General features: G+C 70.3%; 19 protein-coding genes. 8 read left to right on the forward strand and 11 right to left on the reverse strand.

Going from position 1 to position 16938, the window contains the following annotated elements; all coding sequences use genetic code 11:
• The first annotated feature begins 92 nt into the window (after positions 1 to 92).
• From BM286_RS00395 to BM286_RS00410, 4 genes are all read left to right on the forward strand, one after another.
• Positions 93 to 1484, forward strand: coding sequence for a cytochrome P450 (locus BM286_RS00395; protein WP_092919344.1), 1392 nt, complete (start codon positions 93 to 95; stop codon positions 1482 to 1484).
• A gap of 3 nt (positions 1485 to 1487) precedes the next feature.
• Entirely contained in the window at positions 1488 to 1673 is a 186-nt protein-coding gene (locus BM286_RS00400) for a hypothetical protein (protein ID WP_092919346.1), read from the forward strand.
• A 379-nt stretch (positions 1674 to 2052) separates the two neighbouring features.
• Entirely contained in the window at positions 2053 to 2331 is a 279-nt protein-coding gene (locus BM286_RS00405; protein ID WP_092919348.1) for a ribbon-helix-helix domain-containing protein, read from the forward strand.
• Positions 2328 to 2609, forward strand: a complete 282-nt coding sequence (locus BM286_RS00410; RefSeq protein WP_092919350.1) for a type II toxin-antitoxin system RelE family toxin — start codon at positions 2328 to 2330, stop codon at positions 2607 to 2609. Before BM286_RS00405 ends, BM286_RS00410 begins: the two co-directional genes overlap by 4 nt.
• A gap of 37 nt (positions 2610 to 2646) precedes the next feature.
• Here BM286_RS00410 and BM286_RS00415 read toward each other — a convergent pair whose 3' ends face one another.
• The 3 genes from BM286_RS00415 to mdh are packed head-to-tail and all read right to left on the reverse strand — an operon-like array spanning position 2647 to position 4374.
• A complete protein-coding gene (locus BM286_RS00415; RefSeq protein ID WP_092919352.1) occupies positions 2647 to 3204 on the reverse strand; it encodes a 2'-5' RNA ligase family protein in 558 nt (185 codons plus the stop codon).
• Between the two features lie 13 nt (positions 3205 to 3217).
• Complete coding sequence (locus BM286_RS00420; RefSeq protein ID WP_092919354.1) at positions 3218 to 3406, reverse strand: DUF7554 family protein; 189 nt, start codon at positions 3404 to 3406, stop codon at positions 3218 to 3220.
• A 53-nt stretch (positions 3407 to 3459) separates the two neighbouring features.
• On the reverse strand, positions 3460 to 4374 hold the full coding sequence (mdh, locus tag BM286_RS00425; RefSeq protein ID WP_092919356.1) for a malate dehydrogenase: 915 nt from the start codon (positions 4372 to 4374) through the stop codon (positions 3460 to 3462).
• Between the two features lie 108 nt (positions 4375 to 4482).
• On the opposite strand from mdh, the gene BM286_RS00430 reads away from it, so the two are divergent.
• Together BM286_RS00430 and BM286_RS00435 are read left to right on the forward strand one after the other, a co-directional pair.
• Complete coding sequence (locus BM286_RS00430) at positions 4483 to 5076, forward strand: DUF7474 family protein (RefSeq protein ID WP_092920463.1); 594 nt, start codon at positions 4483 to 4485, stop codon at positions 5074 to 5076.
• Between the two features lie 158 nt (positions 5077 to 5234).
• A complete protein-coding gene (locus BM286_RS00435) occupies positions 5235 to 7112 on the forward strand; it encodes a sensor histidine kinase (RefSeq protein WP_092919358.1) in 1878 nt (625 codons plus the stop codon).
• Here the strand turns inward: BM286_RS00435 and BM286_RS00440 are convergent.
• The 4 genes from BM286_RS00440 to BM286_RS00455 all read right to left on the reverse strand — a co-directional run bounded on the left by BM286_RS00440 (position 7107) and on the right by BM286_RS00455 (position 10582).
• On the reverse strand, positions 7107 to 7853 hold the full coding sequence (locus BM286_RS00440) for a hypothetical protein (protein WP_137717991.1): 747 nt from the start codon (positions 7851 to 7853) through the stop codon (positions 7107 to 7109). The two genes, BM286_RS00435 and BM286_RS00440, sit on opposite strands and share 6 nt — an antisense overlap.
• A gap of 1 nt (position 7854) precedes the next feature.
• Positions 7855 to 8598, reverse strand: coding sequence for a DNA polymerase sliding clamp (locus tag BM286_RS00445; protein WP_092919362.1), 744 nt, complete (start codon positions 8596 to 8598; stop codon positions 7855 to 7857).
• A gap of 61 nt (positions 8599 to 8659) precedes the next feature.
• Complete coding sequence (locus tag BM286_RS00450) at positions 8660 to 9031, reverse strand: hypothetical protein (protein ID WP_092919364.1); 372 nt, start codon at positions 9029 to 9031, stop codon at positions 8660 to 8662.
• Positions 9032 to 9169: 138 nt separating this feature from the next.
• Positions 9170 to 10582, reverse strand: a complete 1413-nt coding sequence (locus BM286_RS00455; RefSeq protein WP_092919366.1) for a phosphoglucomutase/phosphomannomutase family protein — start codon at positions 10580 to 10582, stop codon at positions 9170 to 9172.
• Between the two features lie 689 nt (positions 10583 to 11271).
• On the opposite strand from BM286_RS00455, the gene BM286_RS00460 reads away from it, so the two are divergent.
• The gene (locus BM286_RS00460) at positions 11272 to 11826 is read left to right on the forward strand and encodes an NADPH-dependent FMN reductase (protein ID WP_092919368.1); all 555 of its coding nucleotides are present in this window, start codon (positions 11272 to 11274) and stop codon (positions 11824 to 11826) included.
• Positions 11827 to 11914: 88 nt separating this feature from the next.
• On the forward strand, positions 11915 to 12466 hold the full coding sequence (hjc, locus tag BM286_RS00465) for a Holliday junction resolvase Hjc (protein WP_092919370.1): 552 nt from the start codon (positions 11915 to 11917) through the stop codon (positions 12464 to 12466).
• Between the two features lie 16 nt (positions 12467 to 12482).
• Here hjc and BM286_RS00470 read toward each other — a convergent pair whose 3' ends face one another.
• From BM286_RS00470 to BM286_RS00485, 4 genes are read right to left on the reverse strand one after another with little or no spacing between them, the layout of a single operon-like run.
• Positions 12483 to 12764 carry a DUF6360 family protein gene (locus BM286_RS00470; RefSeq protein ID WP_092919372.1) on the reverse strand — a complete coding sequence of 94 codons (282 nt, stop codon included), beginning with the start codon at positions 12762 to 12764 and terminating at the stop codon, positions 12483 to 12485.
• 27 nt (positions 12765 to 12791) lie between these two features.
• Positions 12792 to 14912 carry an assimilatory nitrate reductase NasA gene (gene nasA, locus BM286_RS00475; protein ID WP_092919374.1) on the reverse strand — a complete coding sequence of 707 codons (2121 nt, stop codon included), beginning with the start codon at positions 14910 to 14912 and terminating at the stop codon, positions 12792 to 12794.
• Positions 14909 to 15088 (reverse strand): hypothetical protein, encoded by a 180-nt coding sequence (locus BM286_RS00480; RefSeq protein ID WP_092919376.1) that lies wholly within the window; start codon positions 15086 to 15088, stop codon positions 14909 to 14911. The genes nasA and BM286_RS00480 overlap by 4 nt, the downstream gene beginning before the upstream one ends.
• Complete coding sequence (locus BM286_RS00485; protein WP_092919378.1) at positions 15081 to 16856, reverse strand: nitrite/sulfite reductase; 1776 nt, start codon at positions 16854 to 16856, stop codon at positions 15081 to 15083. The genes BM286_RS00480 and BM286_RS00485 overlap by 8 nt, the downstream gene beginning before the upstream one ends.
• Positions 16857 to 16938: the final 82 nt, after the last annotated feature.

The raw sequence follows: 16938 nt of genomic DNA on the forward strand, positions 1-16938 counted from the left end.
CCCGACGCGTTTCGCCCCTGTTCTCCCGTCCTCGGCCGTCCGCTTCTCCTGTCCCGCCGAACGTTTAACCCCGCTCAACCCCCAGAAATCGTATGTCCGTTACGCCGCCAGGACCGCTCGGCGACCCCCTGTTCGGGAACGGTCGCCAGTTCGCGGACGACCCGTTCGGCTTCCTGCGCGCCTGCGCCGACAGCTACGGCGACGTGGTGCGACTGAACCTCGGCCCGAGAGAGACCTACCTGCTCACGAACCCCGCCGACGTCGAGCGCGTCCTCGTCGCGGACGCCGAACGCTACCGCAAGCCGCAGTTCGACGACGCGATGGACACGCTGCTCGGCGACGGTCTCCTCATGAGCGAGGGGGAGACGTGGAAACGCCAGCGGAAGCTGGCGAACCCCGCCTTCCACAACCGCCGGATCGGCGCGCTCGCCGGCGTGATGGCCGACCACGCCGAGTCGCACGTCGCCGACTGGGACGGCGGCGACGTCGTCGACCTCCAACTGGAGCTGGCCCGGCTCACCGTGAAGATCATCGTCACGGCGATGTTCGGCGCCGACATCTCCGACGAGGAGGTGAAGACGGTCCAGGAGAACCTCGAACCCCTCGGCGCGCGCTTCGAGCCCGACCCCCGCCGGTACCTGATCCCGGACTGGCTGCCGACCCGCGAGAACCGCGAGTTCGACGCCGCCATCGACACGCTCGAATCGGTGATCGACGACATCGTCGCCCGCCGCCGCGGCACGGAGCGCGACCCGAGCGTCGACCCCGCCGGCCCCGACGGGACCGGCGTCCGCGGGCCGCCCGGCGACCCCGACGCCGACCTCCCGATGGACCTGCTCTCCGTCCTGCTCCGCGCCCGCGACCGCGGCGAGCAGACCGACGAGAACCTCCGCGACGAGCTGGTGACGATGCTCCTGGCCGGCCACGACACCACCGCGCTCGCGCTCACCTACGCCTTCTACCTCCTCTCGAACCACCCGGCGGCCCGCGAGCGGGTCGCCGGCGAGGCCGAGGCGGCCGTGAGCAGCGGCCCCCTGACCGCGGGCGCCGTCCGCGACATGGAGTACACCGAGCGCGTCCTCAACGAGTCGATGCGCCTCTACCCGCCCGTCTACACCCTGTTCCGCGAGCCGAAGCTCGACGTGAAGCTGGGGGGATACCGGGTCCCCGAGGGCTCCGCGCTGATGGTCTCTCAGTGGGTGATCCACCGGTCCGACCGCTGGTACGACGACCCCGAGGCGTTCGACCCGGACCGCTGGACCCCGGAGCGCCGGAGCGAGCGACCGCGGTTCGCCTTCTTCCCGTTCGGCGGCGGCCCGCGCCACTGTATCGGGAAGGCGTTCTCGCTACTGGAGGCGAAGATCATCCTCGCGACGGTCTGCTCGCGGTTCGACCTGGACTACGAGGGGCCGAGCCTCGCCCTGCGCGGGTCGCTGACGATGCACCCGGACCACCCGGTGCCGATGCGGATCCGCGAGCGCTGAGGGATGACCGACGACGAGGCGGCGTCGTACTGCGCCCGCTGTGGCGAACCGCTCTCGCTGGGCCTCGTCGCGGGCCAGCAGCGCGCCTGCTGTCTCAACGCGACTCCCATCGCCGGCGTTTGTCCGACGCACGGCCCGGTGGGGCCGCACCACGCGGTCGACGAGCTGAGTGAGAGCGACGGGACGTAGGCGGCCTCGACCGTCGCTCATTTATAAACTACCACCCTTGTGGTCGGCGCGTGCCTCCGAGCGCCCCACGGGCGCGAGGAGCACGCGCGAGGGAGTCAGCCGGCCGGAGCGAAGCGGAGGCCGGCTGACGAGGCTGGGGAGGTGTGAGGCTGTAGTGGCGTGCGGTCGGGCGGGATCCAAAGGGGCAGCCTCCCGGCTGGGGCTTTGGAGATGTTCACCGCCGATCTACGATTTCTCATTTATAAATAAGCGGCTGGCGTTTTGAAACACGCACCGTCGATCGGCCGTCTGCCGGTTATCTGTCGCCCCCGATATCGAAAACGAGTGAGATGCGGTCGTCGGCGTAACTGTTATTCGTACACAATTTCAACACAGACGTATGTCAGAAGCGAGTTCGTCGCCGGAGAAGACGACGGTCAACATCCGAATGACGGAGTCGTTCCTCGCCGACGTCGACGCGACGTGGAAGGACCTCGGATACAATAGTCGGAGCGAGTTCGTGCGCGACGTGCTCCGCGACGCGGTGAAACACCCGGAGTTCGATCGCGCCGACCTCAAGGCGGTCGCCGCGAGCGAAGTCGACATCCAGCAGGGCCGCACCCGCGACAGCGACGCGATCAAAGCCGAGTACGGTAGCGACGGCGACGGCGATCGATGAGCGACGGGTGGGACTGGCGGTTCACCGACCGGTCGGAGCGACAGCTTGCGGCGCTCGACGACCACGCCCGCGACCGGATCCTCTCGAAGCTCGACGAGGTCGTCACCGACCAGTGGCGGGACCCGACCGATCACCTCGAACCGCTCGCCGGCGCTCCGCACCAGAAACTCCGGATCGGTCAGTTTCGGCTCGCGTGTCGGGCAGACCGCGACCGAGAGATACTGTTCGTTGTCGCCATCCGGAAGCGCGGCGGCGACGCGTACCGAGACGACGATTGAACGTCCGGCGCGATCGCCACGAGCGAGGCATCTAGATTTATAACTTTACGCTCGCCGCGACCTCCCGGAACTCCGGGTCCCAGGCGTCGAGCGCGTGGACGCGCCACCGGATCGGGTCGAACTCGGCGCCGACGAGGCCGGCGACCGCGCCCGGCTCGGGATTCCCGCCGCGAGCCAGCGTGATGTGGGGTACGTACTCGTCGCCCTCGATCCCCTCGACCGCGCCGAACGCGTCACAGAGCCGCCGGTGAACCCGGACCAACTCGTCGCTCTCGACGGCCAGGTACACGACCGGCCGCGACCCCGACCGCGGCGCGTCGAAGACGTCGACGCCGGTGACGGCGACCTCGAAGGGGTCGACCCCGGCGAGCGGCCGGCGAAGCCGCTCGCGCAGGCGGTCGACGGCGGCCTCTCTGTCCGGGACCTCTGGCCTCTCCGCTCCCTCACCCTCCTCGCTCCGCACGTCCGCGACGCCGAACCGCTTACAGACGAGCGTGTGGCGCTCGCGCACGCGGTCGAACCCCGACAGTTTCGGGTGGAGATCGGCCGCCAGCCGCTCCACCGCGGTCGGGAGCGGGACGTTGAGGCTGAACACGTCGACCGTCGCCTCAGATCCGGTCAGTCAGGTGTAACGCGATCAGGACGACGAGCGCGATCCCGATCAGCGTCGGCAGCGCGTCGAGCAGCCAGAAGGCGACCTCGAGGACGGCCCCGACGATCTCCACCAGAAGCCACACGACGACGAGCAGCAACACGACTTTCAGGAGGTCGTCGGTGTCGATCTCGGCACGGTTCATGCTCGGACGAGGGCGCGGCAGCGGTAAAAAGTCGGTGGGTAGCGAAGCGTCCGTTACGCGATCTTCTCGTACTGCTCGGAGAGCTTCTCGGCGGCCTCGTCGAGCAGCTCGGTCTCGTACTCGTCGAGGTCCCACTCGACGACCTCCTCGACGCCGTCCGAGCCCAGCTTCGCGGGCACGCCGAGCGCGGTGTCCTCGTAGCCGTACTCGCCGTCGAGCACGACCGAACAGGGGAGCACCTCGCCGGTGTCGTTCAGGATCGCTTCGACGGTGTGCGCGACGCCGGTGGCGGGCCCCCACTGCGTGGCGCCCTTCCGGCTGATGACGTCCATCGCGGACTCCTGAAGATCCGCGAGGATCTGCTCTTTCTCGTCGGCGTCGAACGACGGGTCGCGGCCGTTCACGCGGACCTTCGAGAAGACGGGCGCCTGCGCGTCGCCGTGTTCGCCCAGGATCGTCGCCTCGACGTTCTTCACGGGCGCGTCGAAGCGTTCGGAGAGGACGTAGCGGAAGCGCGCGGAGTCGAGCCGCCCGCCGAAGCCGACCACCTCGTGCCGGTCGCGGTCGCCCGCCTCGTAGAGGTGGCGGTTCAGTAGGTCGACCGGGTTGGAGGTGGTGACGGTGACGAAGTCGTCGTTGTGCTCGGCCAGCGACGAGCCGATGTCCTCCATGATGGGGGCGTTGTCGCCGGCCAGGTCGATGCGGGTCTGGCCCTCCTGTCGCGGGATGCCGGCGGTGATGACGACGACGTCCGAGCCGGCGGTGTCCTCGTACTCGCCCTGCCGGACGGTCGTGTTCGAGTCGTAGGCGACGCCGTGGTTCGCGTCGGCGGCCTGTCCGATCGTCGTCTCGCGCTGGTCCGGAATGTCGACGAAGACGAGCTCGTCGACCACGTCGCGCAGCGCGAGGTTGTAGCCGGCCGCGGCCCCGACGGTCCCCGCCGCACCGATAACGCTGACCTTTGTCATACCGTGTACACTCGCGTCCGGGCGGCGAGTAAACGTTTCGGAACCTCAGCAACGTCCGTGGCGGTCGTCGCGAAACCCCTAACTCCCGCCGCGCCGAAGCGTCGCCTCGTGCCGACGTTCCGCTACCCGTGTCCGGGCTGTCGGACGACGAACAGCCTCCACGACGCCGACTGCGAGTTCGAGGGCGTGAGCTGGCCCACCGTCGAGAAGGCGTACACGGACCTCCTCTCGGTCCTCACGGCGGAGCCCGAGGGCCTCTCGGAGGCGGCGCTGCGAGACGCGATTCCGGCGGAGTGGGGCGGGCTCCACAAAGCGGCGCTCGGCGCGCTCCGTCGCGACCAGCGCGTCGTCGAGGACGGCGACCGCCTCCGACTCCTCACCGCCGCCGAGTTCAAGGAGCGCGTCTCCGAGCCCACCCGCGACCCGATGCGGACCGTCTACGAGCACGGCTCCGTCCCCGGCTGTCACGACAACGCCGTCTTCGCGATGGTGGCGTGGTACGAGATGGTCGGCCTTTCGTGGCCCGAGACCCGCGAGAACGTGATCGAGTGGCTCCGCGAGTCGGGCGCGTGGGACCGCGGCGGCTTCGAGGAGTCGACGCCGGGAGAGCTCGTCGACGCCAAGCGCCACGTGTACGACGAGGGGTACGGCTGGAAGGAGAAGGGCCAGGCCGCGAAGCGCGTCATCGAACGGCATCTGTAGCGCGGTCCGCTTCGGATCTCCTCTCAGGTCGGCGGTCCGTCCTCACGACCGCGGCGTTCGGACGCCGAACCGGACGACGGACCGGCGGACCGCGTGAGCAACTGGCGGCCCGTCGTCGCGCGACAGTTTTACGCCCGCCGTCGCCGTCGTTCCCACGTATGGCTCTCGACCTCGTCCCGGCGTGGCCCGCCGTCGGCTCGCTCGCGGGCGGGGCGGGAGCGCTCGCGCTCGCGTGGGCGATCCGCGAACACCGCGGCCGTCCCGGGGTCGACTGGTTCCTCGGGGTGTTCGCCGCACAGGCGACGTGGTGTTGCTCCTACGGGGTCGGGCTGCTCGTCACCGACCCGACGCTCCGCGCCGCACTGGAGGCGACGATGTGGCTTGGCGTGATCTGGACCGGGATCGCCTTCCTCGGCTTCGCGTTGGAGTACACCGGTCGGAGCGACGTGGTCCGGAGCCGCCTGTTCGGCGCGATCGTCGGGTTCGGCCTCCTCTCGTCCGCGCTCGTCGCCACGAACCCGCTCCACGGCGCCTTCTGGACCGGCCTCGCGCCCGACCCCGCCTTCGGCGTCGAGACCGTCTCGTACGCGTTCGGGCCGTGGGCGTACCTCACCGTCGCCGCGGAGACGGTCCTCGTCGCCAGCGCCGTCTTCCTCCTCGTCGACACGCTCCTCAGCTACGGGCCGCTGTACCGCCGCGAGAGCGCCGCGGTCGCCCTGAGCTCGCTGCCGCCGGGGTTCGCCTTGGTCGCGTGGACGCTCCAGATCGGCCCGGTCCCGCAGCTCCAGCTCGCGCCGCTGATGTTCGTTCCGCACATGATCCTCGACGCGTACGCGTTCGACCGCGCGGAGATGTTCGACCGGAACCCGACGACCAGCCGCGCCGCCGAGCGCACCGCGATCGACGACCTCCGGGACCCCATTCTCGCGCTCGCGCTCGACCGCCGCGTCGTCCGGCTCAACCCCGCCGCCGAGACGGTGCTCGGCGTCGACGCCGAGACCGCTCGCGACCGCCCGCTCGCCGAGTTCCTGGAGCTGCCGGTCGCCGTCGGTGACGGCGCCGACGCCGCCCTCGTGACCGGTGGGAGCGATCCGGACGACGGCCCCGGCGACGAGACCGATTCCGCCGGTTCCGAGCCCGGGGACGGCGGCTCCCGCGAGACGGTCGAGATCGACTCCGCGGCCGGAACGGGGCGGCGAACCTACGCGGTGTCGGTCTCCCGACTGACCGACCCGAACGGGACCCACGTCGGCTACACGGTCGTCCTCTCCGACGTCACCGAACGCGAGCGCCGCCGCCAGCAGCTGGAGGTTCTCAACCGAATCCTCCGCCACAACCTCCGCAATGACGCCGGCGTCGTCCACGGCTACGGCGAGATCCTCCGCGACCGCCTAGAGGACCCGGAACTGGTCCGGATGGCCGACGCCGTCGAGCGCCGTGCGGGCGCGCTGGCCGCGCTCGGCGAGAAGGCGGGCACCGTCGAGCGCCTCCTCGCTGACAACGATCCCGTCGCTACCGACGTCCGCGAGCTCGTCGACTCGGTCGTCGCCGACGCCCGCGAGCGCGACGACGCGGCGCCCGTCGAACTCGCCGTCGAGGGCGACGACGCCGCGGAGAGCGACGACGCCGGAGACGGCGACTGGACCACGCGGGTCAGGCCGGACGCGCTCCGCGCGGTCGTCGAGAACACCGTGGAAAACGCGATCGACCACCACGACGGCGAGGGGGCCGAGCGCGAGGACGGCGAGGCGTGGGTGCGGGTCGCGCTCCGCCGGGAGGGGGGCGACGGCGAGGGAACGACCGCGGGCGACGCCCGCTTCGTCCTCACCGTCGAGGACGACGGCCCCGGAATCCCGGACCACGAGGTCGAGGCGGTCGAGTCGGGCCGCGAGACGGCCCTCGAACACGGGTCGGGGCTGGGGCTGTGGGTCGTCGCATGGGGCGCCGCCGCGGTCGGCGCCGATGTCGAGTACGCCGACCGGGAGCCGCGCGGGACGCGGGTGACGGTGTCGATTCCGGTCGTAGACGATTTATAAAGCGTGTGCCTCGCCGTACGCCTGTGCCTTCAGGCGATCGTAGCGCTCTCGCGAGTCGAGCACCCACTTGTACTCGAACCCGGGCGGCGGGTTGCCCATCCAGTCGAGGAACGAGCGGGTCTCTTCGACTCCAAAGCGGATCGTTTCGCGGTTGTACGTTGGAGAGAGATCGACCTCCTCAAACAGATTCAAAAGGAATTCCTGACGCTCGTCTCGGTTCCGTATCCGTATCGCGGCTCTAGGCTCACCGTTCTCTTGAACGTCGAGACACCCGTCACAGACGTACCACATCTTCGCGATCCGTGGCGTGAGCGATAGGCTCTCTGGGAACCGCTTCTCGCCGGATCGGTACCATTGACGAAGTGACCGCATGAACGGGTGGGAGCGCGATATGACGGTGTACATATCGTGATAGTTCTCAGCCCTCGCATTTGGGCTGAACCCCGATTCACGGTTATTCTGCGCCAGTTCCGCTGCCGTCTTTTTAAGCGAGACACCGGTACTCAATATCCCTATCTCGTGGTCGAACCACTCCAAGAATTGCTTGTTAACCATCGGGAGACGGAACAGGCCGTGAGAACCGTCGTTCGTCTTCGGGACGGATCCGTCACCCATGAGACAGCCGATGAGGATCTCGCGAAGGTACGTGGGAATCTCGGGGTAGTAACAGCTTCCGCGTGCCCAGTGACTACCGACCCGCTTGAACGACTTTCCGCATCCTAGACACGTTTCCCTCGGCAATTTACTCGCTCTGAATGCGGGGGGCTAGCATATACGTTGCGTTCCCCAGCCCCTCCGCGAAGCCGTAGTGGAGCTTGACGGGGAACTCCTCGCCGAGCTCGACGGTGACCTCTGCGTCGGAGGGGATCGCCTTGTTCATGTCCTTCAGGTAGTCGAGGCTGAACAGCGAGTCGGCGGGGCCGGCGGTGAGCGCGATGAGGTCCTCGCGGTCGAGCTTGAGGTTCACGTCGTCGGTGTCGCCCTCGGCCTCGATGAAGAACGCCTCGTCGGTCTCGTCGACGCGGAGGCGGATGTGGTCGGAGACCATGTCGGCGGCCTTGATCCCGCGGTCGAGCTGGGCGCCCTCGACGACGATCTCGGAGGCGAGGTCGAGGTCCGGGATGTCCGGCTCCTGGCGGATCGAGTCGGGGTCGATGAGCGCGAGGGTGTAGGATAGGCCGTCGATCTCGATGTGGAGCTTGCGGGTCTCCTCGTCGAGTTCGAGGTGGATCAGGTCGCCCGAGTTGGCCATGCCGGCGATGTCCTCCAGTCGGGCGAGGTTGACCCCGATGACGCCGCCGTCGGCGTCGTAGGATTCGAACGCGGCCGCCTCCAGCGTGAGGTCGACCATGCCGACGTTGGCGGGGTCGACGGCCCGGATGGAGAGCTCCTCCTCGTTCAGGCGGATCTTACACTCGTCGACCAACACGCTCACCGAATCGAGCGCGTCCTGAAACGTCGACGCGCCCACGATGGCCTTGAACATATACGTTCAACTTGGGCGGTATCACCTAAAAAGGCACCCGATCGGAACGGCGACCGACCGCTCAGAGCGACCGGACGAGGCGGGCGACGACGACCGCGAGCGTGACGACGGTCCGCCACAGTCGGAGCCGTTCGAGCCGGTATTCGCCCGCGTCGGATCCGTCCGCCTCGTCGCCTTCGTCGTCCGGTCCGCGGTCGCGTTCACAGGTCGCGTCGCCGTCGGGCCGGTCGGGCGGCGGGTCGGTGGCTCGGTCCGGTTCCTCCCGCGGGTCCCGGCCGGACGCCGCCGGCTCACGGGACGGATCAGCCGCGTCGCGGTCGGGTGCCTTTCGATCGGTCGCGTCGTGACCGCCCGCGTCACCGCTCGCGATCTCGTCGGCTGAGTTCGATTCCGCGTCGATGCCCTCGGCCGCTGGCAGTGGCTCGTCGATCATGTGGGCTTTCGGCCGGGGTAGGCCGTACGTGACGATACGAGGTTAATTTATAAATAAACGAGCCGAACGCAAGGCGAAACTGAAACTCGTCCGGGCGGACGGTCCCGGCCGGTCACCGCCCGCCGTTCGGGTCCGGCCTCAGATGAGCGGTTCGACGAGGTCGCGCCCCTCGGCGAGCAGGTCGCCGACGGCGCCCTCGGAGTCGGCCTCCGCGTACACGCGCAGCTTCGGCTCGGTGCCGGAGGGGCGGACGAGCAGCCACGAGCCGTTCTCCAAGAGGAGCTTGAACCCGTCGAGGGTGACGACCTTCGCGACGGGGGAGCCGCGGACGGACTCCGGGATGTGGTCTTCGAGCTCGTCGAGGACGCCTTCCTTCCGGTCGTCGGGGCAGTCGAGCGACACCTTCCCGGCCGCGATGCGGCCGTGCTCGTCGAGCAGGCGGTCGACGCGCGCGTCGAACGGCTCGGCGGCGTGGGTCGCGGCCGCGAGCAGCGCCATCAGCACGCCGTCCTTCTCGCGGACGTGGCCGCGGAGGGTGAACCCGCCCGACTCCTCGCCGCCGAACAGCGCGTCGTGCTCGCCCATCGCCTCGGCGACCCACTTGAAGCCGACCGGCGTCTCGTACACGTCCTCGCCGTGCGCCTCCGCGATGCGGTCGACGAGGAACGTCGTCGAGACGGTGCGGACCGCGGGCCCGGAGTCGGCCTCCAGGAGCCGGTCGTAGCAGGCCGAATAGAAGAGGTTGGCGTCGAGGACGCCGCGCTCGGGCGTGACGACCGCGATCCGGTCGGCGTCGCCGTCGTTGGCGACCCCGAGGTCGACGTCGCTTTGGGGGTCGGTCACGCGCTCGGCCAGTTCTCCGAGGTGTTCGGCCGACGGCTCGGGGGAGTCGCCGCCGAAGGTCACGTCGCGCTCGCAGCGCAGGCGGACGACCTCCGCGCCGGCCGACTCGAGGAGGGCGTCCGTGACGCCGCGTCCGCTCCCGTGCATCGCGTCGTACGCGACCGTGAGCCCGGAGAGGTCGACCGCGTCGCCCCCGTTCCCGCTCCCGGCGACGCGCCCGACGACCTCGCGGGCGGCGTCGGCGTGATCGCTCACGAGGTCGACGCGCTCGATCGCCCCGCGTTCGCTTTCGGGGAGCAGGTCCGGCTCCGCGAGCCGCTCGACGACGTCCTCGGTCACGTCGGGGAGCGCGGGCGCCCCGTCGTGCGGGATGAACTTCACGCCGTTGTACTCGGGCGGGTTGTGCGAGGCCGTGACCATACACGCGCCGGCCAGGCCGCGGGAGACGATCGCGTGAGCGATGACGGGCGTCGGCGCGTCGCGCTCTGGGAGCAGTACGTCGAAGCCGTTGCCGGCGAGCACCTCGGCGAGGCTCTCGGCGAACCCCTCCGAGGTCTCGCGGGCGTCGTACCCCACGGCGACCGGCTCGTCGCGCCCCGCCGCGTCGAGGTGGTCCGCGACCGCCTGCCCGACGATCCGCACGCGCTCGTCGGTGAAGGTGTCGAGCGTCGCGCGCCAGCCGTCCGTGCCGAAGGCAATCTGGTCCATGTCGCCCACGTCGGCGGCGGGGACAATAATGCCCGGTGTCGGTCGCGAGGCTTGCGCGAGTGAGCCGCCACTCGCTATTTATAAACGAACGGCGGTGGCGCGTGCCGACGAGCGCCCACAGGGCGCGAGTCGCACGCGCGAGGTCGTCGGGCTTCGCCCGACTGCCAGAGGCGCGTCGCGCCTCGCTGTCGCCGGCGCTACGCGCCGGCTGCCAGAGGGACCTTCGGTCCCTCGCTGGAGTCAGTCGCCGGAGCGAAGCGGAGGCGACTGACGAGGCTGGGGAGGCGTGAGGTGCGGTCCCGTGAGCGACCGGAGGGAGCGAACGGGAGCACGGAAGTCGTAGCCCCGCAGCGAACGCAGTGAGCGAGCAGGACCGTCTTCCGGCGGTCGCTGTGCGAGGCGGGACTCAAAGCCCCAGCCGTGAGGACGACGCAGGCGACGTAAGCACCGCAGTGAGGGAGCGGTAGCGACCGAGTGAGGAGCGCAACGAGCGTGCGTCGTCCTCACGGCTGGGGCTTTGGAGATGTTCGCCGTCGGTCCGTAGTCGGTTAGTTATAAATAGCCGACTGGGTTTAAAAAAGCGAAACGCTCCCCCCAGAGCCGTGGACGAACCGTCGGCAACTGTGATCTCGTTTCTGGACCGCTTCGATCGCCTCCGTTTTTTTATTACTCGCCCCAGAACCCGGATTATGACCCGAATCGCGGCCGTCTCCGGCAGTCGGAGCGCGGACAGCACCACGCGGGCCGCGCTCCGCGTCGCGCTCGACGCCGCGGCCGACGCCGGTGCCGACACCGACCTGATCGATCTGGCCGCCGCCGACCTCCCGCTGTACCACCCTGAGGAGGACGCGCAGGGGGACAGCGAGGAACTGAAGCGCCGCGTTCGCGAGGCCGACGGCGTCCTCGCCGGCACGCCCGTCTACCGCGGCTCCTACTCGTCGACGTTCAAGAACTTCCACGACTTCTGCGGCTCCGACGAGTACGCGAACACGGCCGTGGGGCTGCTCGCGACCGCGGGCGGTGGGTCGTACGGCGGCACGCTCGAACACCTCCGGTCGACGTTCCGCAACGTCCACGCGTGGACGGTGCCCCACGAGGTCGGGATTCAGGGCGCCTCCTCGAAGGTCGAGACGGTCGCGGCCAGCCCCGACGGCGAGCCGCGGATCACCGACGAGGACCTCCGCGGCCGCACCGAGCGACTCGGGCGAGTCGTCGTCGAACACGCCGAGCGGATGCGGGAGTGACGCGCCCGCGGTCGCGCCCGCTCCCGGCGCCCCGCGAGCCGTCGGGCTTTTGCCCCGCTCGCCGCTACGACGCACATGACCGAACCGGGTGACGACGACCGTGTCCGCTAACCGGAAGGGGGACCGCCGCGAGCGCGAACTGGTGAACGCCCTGGACGAGGCCGGGTTCGCCGTGATGCGCGCGCCGGCCAGCGGCTCCGCCACGGAGCGGGAGCTGCCCGACGTGCTCGCGGGCGACGGCGAGACGTTCTACGCCATCGAGGCGAAGTCGAGCGCGGGCGACCCCATCTATCTCACCGGCGAGGAGGTGGAGGCGCTGCTGTTCTTCGCGCGGAACTTCGGCGCGAAGGCCCGGATCGCGGTGCGGTTCGACCGCGAGGACTGGTTCTTCTTCCACCCGGGCGACCTCTACACCACCGACGCCGGCTCGTATCGGGTGAAGAAGGAGAAAGCGCTCGCGGACGGCACCGACTTCCCGGAGTTCGTCGGCGAGACGGAGAAAGTGACGCTCTCGGAGGTCGGCGAGGGCGACGAGGGCGGCGACGACGCGACCGACCCGGAGACCGAGGAGCGCCGGACGATCCTGGAGGCCGTTCGGGACGGCCACATGCCGGTCGAGGACGCGCTCGACGTGTTGTAGCCGGACGGAGCGGCTCTCAGTCGGACTCCTCCCTCGCGTCCGCGGCGTATTCGTTCAGGTCGTCGGCCAGCGTCTCCGCCTGCTCGGGGGTCAACCGAACCCGGTCGGCGTGCGGCGGCACCGCGTCGACGCCGACGGTGTCCAGTTCGACGCTCAGTACGACGCGGTCCGGCGACTCGTCACCCACGGCGACGTCCACGACCCCGTCGAGCGACAGGGCGGTCTCGTGGGTCTCGACCTCCGCGGCGACGAGGTCGAGCGTCGTGTACGCGTTCACGGTCGTGATTCTGTTTGACATAGGGTTGGTGCTGTGGCGGCTCCGTCCTCAGTCGTCGGCGGTCGGCTTGGTCCGGTTCGGCTCCTCGGCGCCGACCTCGTCGGCGACCGGCGCAAGCGCGACCGCGCACTGCTTGTAGTTCGGTTCGTTCGACCGCGGGTCGGTGGCCGAAAGCGTCAGCTCGTTCGTCTCGGCGCGGTGGATCGGCAGCCAGACCGTCCCGGTCGGGACGGCCGCGTCGGCGGTCACGCGGACGCGGATCGATCCGCGCCGCGAGGAGAGGCGCGCGGTCTCGTCGGGTTCGATTTCCGCCTCGTCGGCCGACGCCCTCCCGTCGTTCACCGCCGCGACCGTGTCCGGGTTGACGCGCGCGCCGACCGGGGAGTCCGCGTCCCCGTCCCGCGACCGGATCCCGGTGTTGTACCCGTCGGGCTCGCGGCCGGTCGTCAGCGTGAGCGGATACGACTCGTCGACCGGCTCCGGCACCTCGGCGTGGGTCCCGGTCGAGAACCGCGCGCGGCCGGAGGGCGTCCGAAACGACCAGTCGCCGTCGTCGCGGTAGCGGTAGCCGCCCTCCGACTTCGCCGACGGAGCAGGCCAGCGGACCGCGCGCTCCTCTCGGAGTCGGTCGTAGGAGATCCCGGAGCAGTCGGCGTCCGTCCCGGCGGTCAGCGCGGCGAACTCGTCGAACACGGCCTCGGGCTCCGTCGCCGGGAACAGCCCGGGAACGAGCGCCTCGCCGACCGACGCGACGATGTCGAGGTCGGTCCGCACGGCCGGCGCGAGCTCCGAGGCGGGCCGGACGCGCGAGACCTGTCGCTCCATGTTCATCGCCGTGCCGTCGGACTCCCCCCACGTCGCGGCCGGGAGGACGACGTCCGCCAGCTCGGTGGTGTCGGTGTGGAAGGCGTCCTGGACGACGAGGAACGCGTCCCGGAGGCGTTCGCGGGCGGCCGACGCGTCCGGGAGCCCCGCGGCCGGGTTCGTCGCGACGGCCCAGACGGCCTCGACGGGCCCGTCGTCGATCGCTTCCGCGATCCCCACCGGTCCCGGGCCGGCGTCGTCGGGGAGGCGCTCGACGGGCACGTACCACGCCTCGGCGATCGTCCGCCGCTCGTCCGGGTCCTCGAAGGCGCGCATCCCCGGCCACGACCCCTTCGACGAGCAGACGCGCGTGCCCATCGAGTTGGCCTGTCCGGTCAGCGAGAACGGGCCGCTTCCCGGGCCCATGTTGCCGGTCGCGAGGCAGAGGTCGATCAGCGCGCCGGCGGTGGCGGTCCCCTGCGCGCTCTGGTTGACCCCCATGCCCCAGTAGACGAGCGTCGGGTCCCGGAGCGCATCGGCGAGCGCGTCCACGGCCGCGAGCGGGACTCCTGCGGTCGCCGCGGCCTCCGCCGGGTCGGGGAGCTCGGCGCGGAGCGCATCGAAGCCGGTCGTCGCTCTCTCGACGAACGCCCCGTCCACCTCGTCGCGCTCGACGACGCGGGCGAGGACGGCCCGAGCCAGCGCGAGGTCTGTGCCAGGCTCGGGCGCAACGTGTCGATCGCCCTCCGCCGCGGTCTGCGTCTCGACGGGGTCGACGACGATCAGGCGGCTCCCGTCCTCCGTCGCGCTCTCGACTATCCAGCGGAACAGCACGGGGTGGGCCACCGCCGGGTTCGCGCCCCAGACGACGTGGGTCGTCGCGCCCTCGATATCGTCGTACGTCGGCGGGGGCGCGTCGCTCCCGAACGCGTCGTCGTACGCGGTCACGGCGCTCGCCATACACAGCGTCGTGTTCGCGTCGTAGTGGCGCGTCCCGAAGCCGCCCCGGGCCAGCTTCCCGAGCGCGTAGGCGGCCTCGTTCGTCTGCTGTCCGCTCCCGAGCACCGCCAGCCCGTCGCGGTCCCGCTCCAGCACGTCGCGGAACTCGTCGACGACCCGCGAGAGCGCGACGTCCCACGTGGTGCGGCGGAGCTCGCCGCCGGCCCGGACGTACGGCCTCGTCAGCCACTCGCCGTCGGGGTTCTGCGTCTCGTCGATGCCGCGGGCGCAGGCGAGGCCGCGGTTCGTCGGGTGGGCCACGTCGCCCCGGACGCCGTCGATCCCGTACCCCGAGTCGACCCGCCCCGTGAGGTGGCCGCAGCCGACCGCGCAGCGCATACAGGTGGTCGGGACGGGGTCGTTCACTCCGCACCCCGCTCCGTCTCGTCGCCGGTCGGCTCCGCCGGGAACAGCTCCGGCGCGACGTCCATCGACGCCACCGGGACGGTCGCGTCGCCGCGACCGCGCGACCGCTCCGGCGTCGCCTCGCCGGCGCGGTCGCGGGCGCGCTCGGCGGGCCTCTCGGCGCTCCGGTCAGTCATCGCTCTCCGTCGCCGTCGGCGTCCCGTCGGCGTCGGTCGGCGCGGGCCCCTCCCCGTCGGCGAACGGGTACCACGACCGCTTCGCGTCGTGGAGGCAGGGGTCCTCGTAGTCGGTCTCCTCGGGCTCGGCCAGCTCGACGAGCGCCGCCTCGCCGGTCACCTCGACCCACTCCCGGAACGTCTGTCCCGCCTCGCGGTCGGCCGCGAACGCGTTCAGGAGGTTCCGCAGCAGGCCCGGCACCTCGTCGGCCGGGACGCGCTGCCTGATCCACTCGACGAAGGAGGGCTCGGGGCCGATCCCGCCGCCGACGCCGACGTCGATGGCCTCCACCATCTCGCCGTCCTTCCGCGCCCGCATCCCCTGGAAGCCGATGTCGGCGGTCATCGCCTGCCCGCAGTCGGCCGTGCAGCCCGAGTAGTGGATCTTGATCTGCTCGACGTCGTCCGGGAGCTCCACGTTGGCGCGCAGCCACCGGAGCATCGCCGCCGTCCGGGCCTTCGTCTCCGTCAGCGCCAGCGAGCAGAACTCCGTGCCCGTACACGCCATCGCCCCGCGGGTGAACACGCTCGGTTCGGGGCTGTGGGTGTCGAGCAGCTCGGCGTCGAGCAGGTCGTCGAGCTCCGACTCGGGCACGTCCAAGATCAGCGGGTTCTGCCGCCGCGTCAGCCGCATCTCGCCCGAGCCGTGCGCCGCGGCGAGGTCGGCCAACCGGACCGTCTCGGCGGCGGTCAGGCGTCCGATCGGTACCGCGAGGCCGACGTAGTAGCGCCCGTCCGTCTGCTCGTGGACGCCGACGTGGTCGTGTTTCCCCTCGGACGGCGCCTTCCCCGCGTTGTACGTGTACTCGTCGCGGAGGTCATCGCCCGCGCGCCGGAGGTCGAAGTCGACGTACGACGCCTGGAGGCGCTCGCGGATCGCGTCCGTGCCCCGCTCGTCGACGAAGAAGCGGCTCCGGTTCTTCTGGCGGTTCTCCCGGTCGCCGTGCTCGAAGTACAGCTCGACGAACCCCCGCACCACGTCGTACGCGTTCTCGGGCGTGACGAACACGTCGAGGCTCCGCGCCCGCCGGGGCTCGCGGCCGCCGAGGCCGCCGCCGACGCGGACGTTGAACCCCCGCACCGCCTCGCCGTCGACCGTCTTCTCGGCCGGTTCGAGGCCGATCCCGTTGATCGAGTCCTGCGCGCACCCCTCCCGGCAGCCGGTGACGCTGATGTTGAACTTCCGGGGCATGTTCGCGAGGTCGTCGTCGGCGCGGAGCTTCGCCGTGATCTCGTCGAGCACCGGCTGCGCGTCGACGAACTCGTGTTCGTCGCGACCGGCCACCGGACAGCCCGAGATGTTCCGCATCGTGTCGCCCCCCGACGAGCGCGACGAGAGGCCGACGCCTTCGAGCTTCTCCCAGATCGCCGGGACGTCCTCCAGCTTGAGCCAGTGGAGCTGGATCGACTGGCGGGTGGTGAGGTCGATCCACGCGTCGCCGAACTCCGGGTTCGAGGCCGGCCCCCGCGCGTACTCCGCGGCGACCTCGCCGACGGCGCGCAGCTGTTCGGCGGTGAGCTGGCCGTTCGCGTTCGCCAGCCGCAGCATGAAGTAGCTCTCCTGGCCGGAGCGCTGGTGGAAGACGCCCCAGAACTTGAACCGGGAGAACCACATGTCGCGCTCGTCCTCCGGGATCGACTCCCACCCGGCCTCGGCGAACTCCAGGATCTTCTCCCGGACCTCGTCCCCGTACATCCCCTCCTTCCACGTCTCCTTCTTGTTCGTCACGCGGTCCCACCCGAGTTACCGGTCCGAGCCATTGACGACGAATTTCCAATTATCTTCGTCATTTGTCTGAATATCGCATAGG

This window comes from Halorubrum sodomense, assembly GCF_900111935.1.
In the GTDB taxonomy this organism is placed as follows: Archaea; Halobacteriota; Halobacteria; order Halobacteriales; family Haloferacaceae; genus Halorubrum; species Halorubrum sodomense.

Coding starts and splice junctions, on each gene's coding strand:
- BM286_RS00395 (WP_092919344.1), top strand. CDS start 93: ATGTCCGTTACGCCGCCAGGACCGCTCGGCGACCCCCTGTTCGGGAAC.
- BM286_RS00400 (WP_092919346.1), top strand. CDS start 1,488: ATGACCGACGACGAGGCGGCGTCGTACTGCGCCCGCTGTGGCGAACCG.
- BM286_RS00405 (WP_092919348.1), top strand. CDS start 2,053: ATGTCAGAAGCGAGTTCGTCGCCGGAGAAGACGACGGTCAACATCCGA.
- BM286_RS00410 (WP_092919350.1), top strand. CDS start 2,328: ATGAGCGACGGGTGGGACTGGCGGTTCACCGACCGGTCGGAGCGACAG.
- BM286_RS00420 (WP_092919354.1), bottom strand. CDS start 3,406: ATGAACCGTGCCGAGATCGACACCGACGACCTCCTGAAAGTCGTGTTG.
- mdh (WP_092919356.1), bottom strand. CDS start 4,374: ATGACAAAGGTCAGCGTTATCGGTGCGGCGGGGACCGTCGGGGCCGCG.
- BM286_RS00435 (WP_092919358.1), top strand. CDS start 5,235: ATGGCTCTCGACCTCGTCCCGGCGTGGCCCGCCGTCGGCTCGCTCGCG.
- BM286_RS00445 (WP_092919362.1), bottom strand. CDS start 8,598: ATGTTCAAGGCCATCGTGGGCGCGTCGACGTTTCAGGACGCGCTCGAT.
- BM286_RS00450 (WP_092919364.1), bottom strand. CDS start 9,031: ATGATCGACGAGCCACTGCCAGCGGCCGAGGGCATCGACGCGGAATCG.
- BM286_RS00455 (WP_092919366.1), bottom strand. CDS start 10,582: ATGGACCAGATTGCCTTCGGCACGGACGGCTGGCGCGCGACGCTCGAC.
- BM286_RS00460 (WP_092919368.1), top strand. CDS start 11,272: ATGACCCGAATCGCGGCCGTCTCCGGCAGTCGGAGCGCGGACAGCACC.
- BM286_RS00470 (WP_092919372.1), bottom strand. CDS start 12,764: ATGTCAAACAGAATCACGACCGTGAACGCGTACACGACGCTCGACCTC.
- BM286_RS00480 (WP_092919376.1), bottom strand. CDS start 15,088: ATGACTGACCGGAGCGCCGAGAGGCCCGCCGAGCGCGCCCGCGACCGC.